At 36.9% G+C, this 13,197-nt stretch carries 15 protein-coding genes; all 15 read right to left on the bottom strand.

Annotation, left to right across the window (positions count from 1 at the left end; all coding sequences use genetic code 11):
* A partial coding sequence (locus ABI657_RS17220; protein WP_348098504.1) for a recombinase family protein occupies positions 1-1,516 on the bottom strand: 1,516 nt, incomplete at its 3' end.
* Positions 1,513-1,737, bottom strand: coding sequence for a hypothetical protein (locus tag ABI657_RS17215; RefSeq protein ID WP_348098503.1), 225 nt, complete (start codon positions 1,735-1,737; stop codon positions 1,513-1,515). The genes ABI657_RS17220 and ABI657_RS17215, both read right to left, overlap by 4 nt.
* 74 nt (positions 1,738-1,811) lie before the next feature.
* Positions 1,812-2,096 carry a hypothetical protein gene (locus tag ABI657_RS17210; RefSeq protein WP_348098502.1) on the bottom strand — a complete coding sequence of 95 codons (285 nt, stop codon included), beginning with the start codon at positions 2,094-2,096 and terminating at the stop codon, positions 1,812-1,814.
* 14 nt (positions 2,097-2,110) lie between these two features.
* Positions 2,111-3,166 carry a hypothetical protein gene (locus ABI657_RS17205; RefSeq protein ID WP_348098501.1) on the bottom strand — a complete coding sequence of 352 codons (1,056 nt, stop codon included), beginning with the start codon at positions 3,164-3,166 and terminating at the stop codon, positions 2,111-2,113.
* 9 nt (positions 3,167-3,175) lie between these two features.
* Entirely contained in the window at positions 3,176-3,973 is a 798-nt protein-coding gene (locus tag ABI657_RS17200) for a hypothetical protein (RefSeq protein WP_348098500.1), read from the bottom strand.
* A gap of 28 nt (positions 3,974-4,001) precedes the next feature.
* Positions 4,002-4,847, bottom strand: a complete 846-nt coding sequence (gene traN / locus ABI657_RS17195; protein ID WP_348098499.1) for a conjugative transposon protein TraN — start codon at positions 4,845-4,847, stop codon at positions 4,002-4,004.
* Between the two features lie 19 nt (positions 4,848-4,866).
* Positions 4,867-6,141, bottom strand: a complete 1,275-nt coding sequence (gene traM / locus ABI657_RS17190) for a conjugative transposon protein TraM (protein ID WP_348098498.1) — start codon at positions 6,139-6,141, stop codon at positions 4,867-4,869.
* 4 nt (positions 6,142-6,145) lie between these two features.
* Positions 6,146-6,640 carry a hypothetical protein gene (locus tag ABI657_RS17185; protein ID WP_348098497.1) on the bottom strand — a complete coding sequence of 165 codons (495 nt, stop codon included), beginning with the start codon at positions 6,638-6,640 and terminating at the stop codon, positions 6,146-6,148.
* A 13-nt stretch (positions 6,641-6,653) separates the two neighbouring features.
* Positions 6,654-7,262, bottom strand: a complete 609-nt coding sequence (gene traK / locus ABI657_RS17180) for a conjugative transposon protein TraK (RefSeq protein ID WP_348098496.1) — start codon at positions 7,260-7,262, stop codon at positions 6,654-6,656.
* A gap of 30 nt (positions 7,263-7,292) precedes the next feature.
* A complete protein-coding gene (gene traJ, locus ABI657_RS17175) occupies positions 7,293-8,489 on the bottom strand; it encodes a conjugative transposon protein TraJ (protein ID WP_348098495.1) in 1,197 nt (398 codons plus the stop codon).
* A 13-nt stretch (positions 8,490-8,502) separates the two neighbouring features.
* Positions 8,503-9,138, bottom strand: coding sequence for a TerB family tellurite resistance protein (locus ABI657_RS17170; RefSeq protein ID WP_348098494.1), 636 nt, complete (start codon positions 9,136-9,138; stop codon positions 8,503-8,505).
* Positions 9,135-9,764, bottom strand: a complete 630-nt coding sequence (locus tag ABI657_RS17165; protein ID WP_348098493.1) for a hypothetical protein — start codon at positions 9,762-9,764, stop codon at positions 9,135-9,137. The genes ABI657_RS17170 and ABI657_RS17165 overlap by 4 nt, the downstream gene beginning before the upstream one ends.
* A gap of 13 nt (positions 9,765-9,777) precedes the next feature.
* Positions 9,778-10,464 carry a conjugal transfer protein TraI gene (locus tag ABI657_RS17160; RefSeq protein WP_348098492.1) on the bottom strand — a complete coding sequence of 229 codons (687 nt, stop codon included), beginning with the start codon at positions 10,462-10,464 and terminating at the stop codon, positions 9,778-9,780.
* Between the two features lie 29 nt (positions 10,465-10,493).
* The gene (locus ABI657_RS17155; protein ID WP_348098491.1) at positions 10,494-12,956 is read right to left on the bottom strand and encodes a TraG family conjugative transposon ATPase; all 2,463 of its coding nucleotides are present in this window, start codon (positions 12,954-12,956) and stop codon (positions 10,494-10,496) included.
* A gap of 40 nt (positions 12,957-12,996) precedes the next feature.
* On the bottom strand, positions 12,997-13,197 hold a 201-nt coding region (locus tag ABI657_RS17150; protein WP_348098490.1), incomplete at its 5' end, for a DUF4133 domain-containing protein.

Here is a 13,197-nt window from a genome sequence, read left to right as displayed (position 1 = left end):
TCACCTCTTGGGACAAATCAGAATTTTTCTGATTTGTCCCTTTTTTTTTGTTGTCTAAGCCCTTGTAAAATAAGAGCATTAGCCTCAATCCTTCATTAATTCTAGTGGTTCGAACTTGATTATTTTCAAAAGTGAGTTTTTCGGGAAAAATCGAACCTATAATCTTTCTTTTTCTTGCTGTCGTGCCCTCTTCGTATAATGTTGCAAGTTGAGAAATATTACTGATAGCCTTATTCAGTAAGGGTTCCACGTTTGCAGTACCTTTAATTCCAGAGGTTAACTTTACTTCGAGCCTGTTTATTCTTTCCTCAGTCTCTAATTTTATTATACGGTAATCATCTGCGTCTAAATCTCCGGCAATTAGTAAATTTCTCGCTTTTGTCAATCTTTCATTAGCCTGATCCAGTTCGTTCTTTAATTGACTAACATCACTGCGTTCATGTTTTGTCTTATTTTTAAATACTGATATTATTACTTCTTTATATAATTCTAAAAACGGTAGTGGTCTTGCGTAATTTTTTATTTCGTCTGCAATTCTTTTATTTAACTCAGGGGCTTTCTCACGGAAGGTACAACCTAAGCGGCAATGATAGTAATGATAATACTTATAACGGCCTTTAGAAGCGCTGCCAGTGAGTAGCTTGCCACATAGAGGACATATTAGATAACCACGAAGTGGTAAAGCGGGATCAACTGTTACAGTAGTTCTTCTAATTCTTTTACGTCCTTCGAGTACATCCTGTACATCATAGAAAAGGGATTCAGAAATTAATGGCACGTGCTGCCCTTGAGCTAAATGACTTTCTTCATCTTTGTATTTTGGTATGAAGACTTTTCCAAAATAGATGGGATTACGTAACGCTACCCAAAAACTATTTTTAGTGGCATTTAAACCTTTTTTATTTGCTAATTTCCAAATTTGTTCTGTATTTAATTTTCCCATAGCTATTTCTTGAAATACCCATCTCATGATACTAGCTTCGTCCTCTTTGATTGCAATATGTTTTTTTCCAGTCTCGGAAATTTTATTTATATAGCCTAAAGGTGCGAGTCCCATAACGCGACCCTCTTTCTTCGCCCTGCGCATTCCATGGAAAACATTTAATGCCCGACGATCATTTTCCACTTCAGGTGCCGCAAGGTAAAAGGCAAGCATCATTTTATTTTCCGGAATTGTAAGATCTAAAGGTTGTTCTACAGCCTGTGGCTCAACACCCAATCTTCGTAAAGTACTTATCATCTGATATGCATCACCTGCGTTACGGCTAAATCTATCCCATTTGGTAAAGAGTACCACATCGGAATGCCCTCTACGCACACGTAGTTCTGCCAGGAACTTTTTCCATGCCGGGCGGTTAAATGTTTTTGCAGAATGATCTTCAATAATCACTTTTCGAACCTGATAAGAATTTAATTCACAATATTTGCGTAAACGTTCTTCCTGATCCCTTTGCGAATATCCTTTATCAGCCTGTTCATCTGTACTCACACGGATATATAAATCTGCAATTTTCATGATTTTACTCTTGATTTATTATACTTATTTGCGCCCATTTGCGTGAGGGTAAATTTACGTTTTTTTTGTTTATCTAAATATGTATCAACCACTATTTCAGCCATTTCGTATAAGAAATCCAAAATGGTTTTTGCTTGATCAATATCTACATTGATACCATCCTTTCTCAATAATTCCATAGCCTTATTTGGTGTTATTCTATCAATTTCTTCCTCTCTCATTATATACCTCCTTCTATTGATAGCAAAAGCCCGCAAGCGGGCTTTACTTATTAAATTAAAATTGATTCAATTACTCATATAGGAAAATAAATAGTACTCTTTTGGTTTCTATTACGTTTTGGTAGATAATCAATGTAACCATATTCGTCTAGTTCACGTATGCATTTATGATAGGTTACAGGTCCGGTTATCTTAGCTAACTTCATGATTTCAGCCCTATAAACCTCAATAGGATTAACAAAACCATTTTCTGTTCTAAATTGAAGCAATGCAGCATATATACCAATATGAGTAATACTGATACGATGATCTTTTTCTATTGCCTTAAAGAAATCCGATAGAGGTTTTAGTGTTTTCATTATATTGCAGTTTATCAGCTAATACGCATACCATTTCGTTTAGAATGATTCTGCTGGTGATGCTCATTTGATTTTTGCAGCTGTTTTACAGTTTCCATTGGTTTATTACCCAATGCCGTTGAAAGTGTTATTTTTCTTGAGTGCTCATCATAAATGTTTACCGATTTGAACTGAGGATTGGCTTCAATATAAAATCGATGCTCATTTCCGTTTTTAATCAAGGTTACAGGCAGCCGATTTCCTTGTTTTAAATCATCCTTTAATTTATCGGCTTGAGTTTTATTTGATAATTCCTTTAAAGGAAGCTGTTGTACAGCTTTCTCAAGGTCATAACCATACCCCGAATGAAATTCTTTTAGACGGTGATTACCACTAGCATCTTTGTCATTAAAATCCAATTTGATCCAAGATTTTTCCTTTTGAACTGCACGTCCAGCTAATAAATTATAAGCCTGTGTTGTATCAACAGAATTTCCTTCTTGAACATTAAAATATTGGCTTCTACTTTCTTCAGGTTTTGATTCATTTTGCAAAGTGGTTTTATACCCTTCAAATTGATACTTTCCACTCTGGTCTTTAGAAAAAGACAACTCATGATTTAATCGTTCTTTTTCGTTCTCATAATGGGAAACCGGAATAATAAACTGCTCATGACCTTGTTTTATTTGCTGTTCAATTTGATTTGACAAATCTCTAAAACCAATACGCTGCACCTGATCGTTCAGCGATTGGTTATTTTTTTCTTCCTCTTTTGCATCCTTGCGCACCGCAATTTGGTCTATGAGTGGTGCAATGAGAAGTTTACGAACAAGACGTACTAATAAATTAGGATAAAGCTGTTTTAGAATCTTGTTCCTTTCCTGCTTGAGCATCTGCAGAGCAAAACGTTCCTCAATATTTTTAGTGCCTTTGTACTTTGTTCCAATACGCTCGTAATGATGCAGCTTTTCTTTAATCAGTGATCTATTATTAGAAAGACTGAAATTAAACAGTTTACTAAAACGCTCCTCCCTGGAGCGCCACTGGTTTAATTCCATCTCTACTCTGTTCATGGGAAGTTGTTCGTTCATGATTACTGATTACATGGATTGACTTTTCCTTTTTCTCTTAACTTCCTTCGGCACTTCAGGTCCATCGTCATCAGCACTTTGGTTTTGCTTTTTGCTGCTTTGCTTTTCAGAAGCTTGCTGGGTTTCGGATTGCTTTTCTTCTTTGGAATGGCGGTTGTCAACGCGTTGCAAGTTACCGTCATAGATGTTGATTGTCTTGAATTGTGGACTGGCTTCAATATACTGTTTGATCTCATTACCTTCTTTTTGGAAAGTAGCGGATTGCAGATTTCCCTTTTTCAAAGAATTAATCAAGTCTTCTTTGTATTTTGGAGTTTCCAGTTCTTTAATTGGATGTTTGGAGAGTGCTGTTTCTAAATCATAACCGTAATTCTGATGGTAATGGTTTAGTTTAAAGTTTCCATTAGTTTCGGATTGTTTGAAATCCATTTGAACCCAAGAATTGTAAACTTCGCCCTCTTTACTGGTGAGATCTTTATTTACAGATCTGCCTTCCATAAGATTGTAAGCTTCTTTCATGGTTATGTTGCTGCCCTTATTGATGTAAAAGGTTTGCTCCAATGCTTCTTTAGAATTTTCTTTTTGCAATTCTACTTTATAAGAATTAAAAAAGTAAATGTCGCTTTGATCGGATTTTTTAAAATTTAATGTCGCTTTAGCGGTATCATTACCATATTGCGTGTTATGTGTCAAAGTGAAATCAGGCTCTTCCTTTTGCATTTTTTCCTTTAATTGAGATTCCAGTGCTTCACCGAAACCTGTATACTTAATTTGATCTCTTAAGTATTCAAAATTTTTCTCGTTCATGATTTCAATTTTTTAATTATTAAATAGTTTAAAGTTTAGGAAGTACAGTAACCTGTACCAGTTTTTTATTCTTGATATGATCTTCTAAATGCCTGCCGCCATTTTTTTCCATTAGCTGTATGGCTAAATATTTTTTTTCTGGAATTGTAAATTTTGGCAGCGCAAATACAAAGATGTTTTCTGCTTCAGCTTCGATTTTATCAACATTATTCAGGATATAAATGGGTGTAATTTCAATTTCCTGTGAGGCAGTACGTTTTATTTTTTTAGTGTCACGGATAAAAAAACGAAGCTGGTCGATCTCATAATTGATTTTAGAATAGTTGGTTATCTTTATCCTGTAATACATTACTTCGTCACGAATAAAAATTCCGTTGAGCCTAAAATCAATATCGTATTTGCTTTCCTTTTGACCGTGAAGCTTTTTTTTGTCGTAGAGCGCTAATTTTGAATATTCCTGAACATCCTGGTCGTTTATGCTTTCATCAGAAAAATAGATTTCTTGTCCTTCTGGTTTTGTTTTATTAAGCGAAAGATTCAGTTGTGGCGATTCTTCATCATAATTCAACACGAAAGAATATAATTTTCCGTCAGCAGTAATTACAGTTAGATTGGTTTGAAAAAATCCTTTTTGAGCTGCTTTGATTTGAAGAATGTTTTCCAGACCTTTTGCTTTTTGAACCAGTATGTCGGGACTTCCTTTGTCGACGCTTTTTATCGCAAAAGGAAATACTATATTGGTTGTTTTTGAATACGCTATCAGTAAAGAATCGGACTCAATTTTAGAAAGGTTGTTTTTACTTGTTTGTTGAGCAAATACGCTGATGGTCATAAATAATAAATAACCCATCACCAATAGATTAAAATTTTTCATCTGTATTGTTGTTTAGTTTTTAATTGGAATCTTTTTGTTTTTCATCTCGAAGCAGGACCTGATAGCCGGCTTTTACAATCACTTTTACCATTTTTACTTTTTTACTGAGCAAGCTTTTAGCTGCCTCAATTCCAGCACCGGCTGCCTGAGCACCCCAGGAATCATCAAGACTCGCAACGCCCAAAGTCTGCATGGAACGGTCAGCGGATGCTTTAGCCACATCACGGTTAATAGCTCCCGGAATATAAATTCCAATAAGTCCATCCATATCATAAACCGATAAATCCACTGGAAATAAAGAGTTGTTGTATCTAATGCTGTTTATCTTGATTGTTAGCCTTTCTCCTTTTAAGGATGCTGTCCCAAACAAAAAATTGTCTTTAGGAAGTTTAATACCATTTATAAAAATGTCATTCATAAGTCGGAACTTCACTGTAGCTCCATTTACAATGGTTTGAGTTTCGTGAATAACAACTTCCACAGCATTTTGAGAGTAGTCATTAATTGCGGGTTCATCGATGGAGTAAAATCTATTGTGTCTGGATTCGGTAGTATTATCCGATTTGTTTTGTAAATAGGAAACAGGTTCTTCTTGCTCTTTGGTTGAAATGGAGAATACTTGTCCTCGCTGAATCTCGGAAGCTTTTCTTAATTTCTCCTGTATTCTGTCGGGATGCTGAATGTCTAATATATTTTCCAACATTCCACCGAGTTGTTGCAATTCCGGATCTGGACTATCCTGCTGACCATTCATGGACTGCATCATTTGTTCGAGTCTGTCTACATCTTTGGAATGCATGGAAGACTCATTTGATTTTGAATATATACTAACATCCCTGTTTTGTACCGGAACTGCCGGCGTATTGATTGCTTTTTGCAATGCTTCCAATTTTTGATGCACTTTTTCTTCATTCGGATCACGATGCACGGATGTATTTAAACCATTTCGTTCCTTTCTATGAGTAACAACACTGCTGTCTTCAGTTGAATCAATCTGAAATGATTGATCCAAATAGTTAGGATCTTTCTTGATGAGCTCATTTAGCTTTGCCGAATCAAGGGCTGCCATATCGTAGTAATTCATTTTATCCAGCAGAAGTCCTTCTTTAAGGTTCGCATTGGGAAGTTTGATATTAAAACCTTTTTGCTCTGGAGTTGCTAAGTTCGCCGCTTCCATTTTTCCACCGCCCAATGCCCAAAAAATGGCCGTTATAAAAGGCAGAGCCAATATTGGTAATACCAAGAGCATCTTACGCTGCTTAAGTACTTTTAATGATTTTGTTTTTTGTTCCATGATATCAATTTTTATAATGTGAGTAATAATAGTTTTCTAATATTGCAAGACTGTCTAGAAGTCCCGGACGGTATTGTACAATACTATCGTGCGTTTTTTTTCCTGTGGGACTGCGCCCCAGACTATCCACATACCTTCGAAAACGAATAATTTTTTCCAATTCGACTTTACTGATAATTGTATTTAATTCGATGTCATTTTTTTTTACGGAAAGCGAACTCGTTGGTTTAGTAATTGGAATAACAGTTATATTTTTAGTTGTATTACCAGAAAAACTCGTTACAATCAGATAAATACTGCAACCTCCTGTAAACACTATAAAAGTGAATAAAACCACAATCCAATGGAGTCGTGAAAAATGAGCTGTTTTTTGTTCCAGCCATTGCGCACACTTATGTTGCAATCGAAGATTAGCCTGCTCAAATCTTTGCCATAGACTATCTTTAGTCTCTGTTCTAACATCTCTACTTTTGCTGTTTCTTTTTAAAGTGAATTTCATAATCAGTAGTTTGTTATTTTCTATTTTCAGTGCCTAAATCCCGATTTTCAATGGTATTCCATCGCTCGATTAAAAAACCATGCGGGTTGTTGTCGCTTCGCGATACATTGCGTAGGTTGCCTTCCGTTATAAGGTTTCGATGGGCAATGCTCGTGGTACGAATGATATTTTGAGTAGCATAACATCTAAACCCATACGGATAGTTATTGATGTCAATGGTTATACTGTCAATCTTTATCGTCTGGCTCACATTCCCGGAGATGATACCCGAGTAATAGCCATTTTCTTTTAAATCATCGTAGATCCTTTTGGCGCTGTCATCGGCCAGATAAAGTGCCTTGGTGACGTTACTTTTGATGACTTTATCATCAGGATCAAGAGTAAAGAAGAATTGATGAAACGTCTTTACATGGTCACGCGCCTCAATAGGTATATTGTCTTTTCGATCTGAAGCGTAAGCTTCCAATGCCTTTCCATTAGCGAGTATATAAACCTTATTCTGCATTTGCGATACCAGAGTAAAACTCTTGTAAATTGAAAAACAGCTAATTATAATACAGCCTGTAATGACCAGCATAGTAAAACCTCGAACATGTCGAAAGGCAGTGTCTATATTTTTCATTTTGCTAAACATGCTATTTTTATTTTGAGGTTAAGAATTGCCTTTTAATTTATTACCCATATAACCGTCATTATCCTTAAAATAAGGAGCTGACTTGCCAGAGTCAGACATACTTTGATACATACGCCCTGCAGCATTTCCCATAGCATCAGCTGCCATTGTAGTGCCTTGAGATGCAGTACTCATCACTGAAGTTGTAGAACTACTAAACATATTGGTTACTTTTTGTCCCAGTGCACCACCGCCTCCGGCATGAACAATGTAATTAGCTACAGAGGGCACCGTAAAATACCCCACAATACCAATAATCATAAATACTAAATAGGCAACATCAGTCCTGCTAAAGAAAGTATTACCGTATTCACCCGCTTGTGCGATATCAATTTTGAGCATATTCTCCTGAATTTTTCCGATGATGCTTCCAAATATATTAGCCACGGGAAGCCACAAATAAATATTGATATAGCGTGCCAGCCAGACGGTAAGGGTATGTTGAAAACCATCAAAGACTGAAATACCAAAAACGATTGGACCTAAAATAGAAAGTACCACCAATTGAAAAGTCCGCAGCGTATCGATGCATAGGGAAGCAGCTTCAAATAATACCCTCAGTATTTCGCTCATCGATTCTTTTACTGAATTTCGAAAATTATAAGAGGCCTTGCTCATGGCAAATTTGATATCATTTCCAATACCATCCAGCATTCCCTGCCCACTTGGATCTGCATCATCGTGCGTATATCTGTACCATTTATCCTGATCACCGCTTCCTGTCGAACCCACATACATTTTCCAGGGATCTGTTTCTTTGAGTGCTTCTTCTTTTTCTTTAAGCAGTCTTTCAATCGCTTTATTCGATCCTTCCACCATGGAGGCAGTTGCTGTAACAGTAGGTTTCATAACTCCATTAATCATGTATAAAACGGACGGAAAAATCATAATGCAAAATCCGATAACAAAAGGACGAAAGAGCGGATAAAAATCTATGGGCTCAGCACTGGCAATATGTCGCCAGACTCTTGAGGCGATATACCACATAGCAGCGAAACCGGCAAGTCCCTGTCCGACGCCAATTAGGTTACTGCATAAAGGCATCATCTCATCATACAATTGTTCCAGTACACTATGCAGGCTGTTCATGTCATCTGCCATTGTTTGTGCGTGGCTCATAAAGGGGAATAAAATCCCCAGGATGACAAGTAATATCTCCTTATTTATCTTTATCATGGCCGTTGAGTTTTTAATTGTTTAACTTGTAAATACTGCGCAGTACTTCGCTATCATTGCGTTCTTTTGCACGCTGTAAAGCCAATACAGTTGTATTATTGTTGAAGTTTCTCAAGAATAAAAGCTTATCCTGCATATCTGCATATATTTTGTCAATAGCGGCTAGCCTTTCATCATCTGACATTCGCATTTTATTAGCGGTAATGACTGATGTCAGCTCATCAAGATTTCTAAGACTTTGCTTAAAAAGATTATTGTACACCCTTTCGAAATAGGCAATTTCTTCTGGATTAAAATTTTTACTATCCCTAAAGCGGCTAAAAGCGGACTTGTATTCTTTTACCAAAAGCACCTGATAATTCACAATGTCACCAATACGACTGTAATTCTTAACTGTGGGACTGACCTGCATCAGCGCATCAAGAAATGTTTCGTGAAGGCTGAAATTTCCTTCAGACAAATCTTTTACAGTATTATAGCCTCCACTGAGTATTTCATAGCCCTTTTTCATATCATTTAGAATCTGTTTGAACTGGGCCAACTTCTCTATGTTCAAAATCAATTGCTGGATTTCCTGTTTTTGAGCAGTTATCTGAGATGGAAATAGTAATCCGGTAAACACAATTCCTATAATCAGTAATTTTTTCATGGCAAATCAGTATTAATGCCGTTTACGACACGGCTGTTTTTTGCTTCTTTCAATTCGGTTGCTTTTGATACAGCCAGGATTTTAGTTTCATTACTGAAGCTCTCAGAAAAAGCGTAGTTATCCAGCATATTCTGGTAAATCATATCAATGCGTTTCATTCGTTCATCATCTTTCATTTCTAACTTTCCGTCCGTCATGATTGTCAGTAGTTCATCCAGATTGGTTTCACAATTTTTGATTAACCTTTCAAAAACCCTTTTGATATAATCGACTTCATCTCCATGAAACAAATCATCCTGCTGGATTTGCTGATATAAGCTTTTGTAGCTTTTCATGATTTTGATCTGGAGCCCAATAATTTCTGTTACCCTGGCATACTTTTTTATTTTGGGGTTGACTGCCTTTAGAGAATTCAGATAATCAGTATGAAGATTAAATTCTCCACGTTTAAATTCGCCTATGGTATTCAGCCCCTTTTTGACGGCGGAATAGCCTTTTTGAGCATATCCGATATAGACTTGCAGGGCTGCTATTTGTTGTAAAAGCAACCTTTGCTGTTTTGCCTGTGCCTGAAGATTTCCTGTAATCAGTGTAGTAAAAAGCACTAGTAAAAATATTTTTTTCATGTTTTTTGATTTATTACGGAATTCCGTAAAATTGTTTAACGGATTTGACATCATGCTCTGTTTTCGCTCTTTGAAGACTCAGTAGTATGTTCTGCCTATTGAATAGCGTCAGGTCATCATAATTGGCATCAATCTGATCTGCAGCAGCATTTATGATCTCCAGTCTTTTGGCATCACTCATCTGTGTGGTGAAAGAATCCAAAACCAAGAAAATCTGATCGATATTTTTCAGGCTTTCATTTAATATTCCGGAATACACACTTTGCATATAATCGAGTTCGCTGGAATTAAAATGAGCATCTTTTTGAAACAGGTTCCATGCTCTTTCGTATTCATTCACCAAACGAACCTGCTTTTCACTGATATCCTTGATACGCTGGTAATAGGTAATGATAGATTTGACTTTTGCCAGTTCCTCGTAATAATTCCTATAAAGTTCTTTTTGTTTTTGTGTCCAATCAGATATCTCATCCAGCTTTAGTTTGGAAAGAATATTTTCTATTTTTTTCTGCGCATTCTGCAGCCAGATCGTTTTGTTTTGCAGTTTTTGGATCCTAAGGTCAATAGCCTTAATTACCTTTTTAGCAACCGCTTTTACAATTTCTAAAATCGGTATTGCTGCAACCGTTGTCGGTCTTGCCGGAGTGCTGATCAGTAAAAAGCACAACAGGCAAATCATGATTTTCTTCTTTGTTTTCATAAGTAGTGTTCTTTAGTTTTTATAATTTTTTATGCTCTTAAGTCATTGGCAAGTGCTGCAATCCCTTTTCTGATGTCACCATCAAATTTCTTAGCATACGCCTGTACTTTTACTTTTTCAGTTTCTTCGGTTGTGTAGGCGTAATATTCTTCAACGGACACTTCTGTACGGTATACTTTCGAATGCATACCTCCAAGTGAGATGAATACTTCTTTGTATTTCTTATCAGGATCATTGGCTTTGTTTACCGAGAGTACGAGTGCTTTTTCTTTGTCGGTAAGTCCAAGCAGTTCCTGGATTTGCTCAAACTTATTTTGGTACTTGCTCTGGTCCAGCAATATCTTGCAGTCACTGTTATTAATGATAGCCTGCTTGACCACTGGCGAGGATATAATATCTTCGACTTCCTGAGTCACTACTATGGCTTCACCAAAGAATTTACGCACGGTTTTGAACAAATACTTTATGTATTCCGACATCCCTTCCTTGGCAATGGCTTTCCAGGCTTCTTCAATGAGGATCATTTTGCGGATTCCTTTAAGCTTACGCATCTTACTGATGAAGACTTCCATGATAATGATAGTTACCACAGGAAAGAGTATCGGATGGTCTTTGATGTTATCGAGTTCAAAAACAATAAAGCGTTCTTTTAATAGATCCAGATTCTCAATAGCATTTAAGAGGTAATCAAATTCACCTCCTTTGTAGTAAGGACGAAGCACATAAAGGAAATTATTCACATCAAAATCCTTTTCCTTTACCTTGTCGCCCTCCAAAATGGTTACAAAATCATTCTTCAGAAATTCATAAAAAGTGTCAAAACAGGGAAATAACTCAGAATTGCTGTCTAACTTTTCATAATACAATTGAAGCGCATTGGACAGTGCTACATACTCACTTCGATTGAAGGTTTCATTGTCTTTTTTCCAGAGTGCCAGGAGTAATGTTTTAATACTTTCTTTTTTCTCGGTATCGAGTATATCGCCTTCGCTGATATAAAATGGATTGAACCTAATTGGATTTTTTTCATCATAAGTAAAGTAATACCCATTAACCATATCACACAGTCCCTTGTAGCTATGTCCTACGTCAACAAGTACAATATGCGTTCCCTGCTCATAGTAACTTCTGACCATATGGTTGGTAAAAAAGGACTTTCCGCTTCCAGATGGCCCCAGTATAAATTTGTTCCGATTGGTACAAATACCCATCTTAACTGGCTCATCACTAATATCCACATGAACAGGTTTGCCGGTCAAACGATCTCCCAAGCGAATTCCAATTGGACTAAGGGAAGAGCGATAGCCTGTTTCCAGATTCAGGAAGCATGTGGCTTGTTCTGTGAACGTATCGAAAGTGTCATTCATTGGGAAATCTGCAGAATTACCGGGAATTCCTGCCCAGAAAATCTGTGCAGCGCCCACTGTCTCTTGTTTCGCAGCTGCATCCATCTGAGCCAAGGCGGAAGACACCTTGTTCTTTAAATCTTTGAGTTCTTCTTTATTGTCCGTCCAAATCAATACATTAAAATGTGCTTTGACTGGCAGTCTCTGCTGGCTAATAGCCTCGTTAAGAAAATCATTAGTGGCATCACGGGCAATCATGTTCTCCCTGCTGTAGGCAGATAAGGATTGGAGCTGTAGTCTTTTACTTTCCAGTTTTTGCAAAGTTTTTTGAAAATCCTCTATAAAAATATATTGATTATAAATATGATTACAGGATAACAATTGACCCAAAGTTGACGCAAATCCAATACTAAACTTGGTTTTATCGGTGGAATACCGATCATAATTAATTCGGGAACCACACAAGGCGGGCAAATCCGATGCATCTCCCAAAGTATAAATCTGGCAATGCTTGTCGCCGACCTGCAAACCGTCATCAAAAGCAATATCCTTAAAAACAAAGGAATTTTCTTTTTCAGATAGAAAACAATAACGCTCTATAATCCCAATCTTTCTGCTATGGCTTCGAAGCTCATCATTGCCAAGACGGATCAGTTTGACAAAACCGCTGTCTTCCAATATGCGTCTGAATTGTCCGGTACTGTCAATAAATTCCTGACGCAGCTGCGCTTTTAATGTTTCTTCGGGAACAATAGAGTTCCTAAGTAAATTAGAAAATAAGGAACTGGACGTTTTTCTGCCTGCCGGTTTTTTAGTCAGGAAAATATAACACGAATGATCCAGAAATGGTCGTTCATTAAAAAATCGCTCACTGCTGCGGGTCAGAAAACTAGAGTCTTCACTTGTAAAATCCGGCTCAAACTTACTGTCTATAAACCAATCCTGCTTGTGAAACACGCTAAATTTTGGAAGTAACTTTATGGCTTTGAGCCATGCCTGATGGAACGCTTCGTATTCCTGATCCGACAAAGTAAATATTTCGGGCAGTTCTGCTTTGAATACCACTGTTACATCTCCTTGTTTGGACAGGATGCAATCGTGCTCTACATCCATAATCGGTAAAATATCATCTATCATCTTTTCCATCATCCTCTTTTTTTACCACTCACTCAATTTTGAGCAAATTTCAGTTCTGCATCATAAATACTTTTCGGCTCTGGGATTTCACTGCTTTGGGAACCTGTCGTTTCGCCAAAGCTTTCATCATTCCATGTTCGCCGTATTTTTGACTCATCTTATATATTTTCAAAACCCATAATGTCCCCGAAATACCAATTATTGCTATGCAGATAAGTGAAGGCAGTCCAGCTATGTACATAATGGCAAA

Origin of the sequence: Flavobacterium sp. (assembly GCF_039930565.1) — a bacterium.
GTDB lineage: Bacteria > Bacteroidota > Bacteroidia > Flavobacteriales > Flavobacteriaceae > Flavobacterium.
The sequence above is the reverse complement of the archived record's forward strand: the minus strand, read 5'-3'. Positions and strand labels throughout refer to the sequence as shown.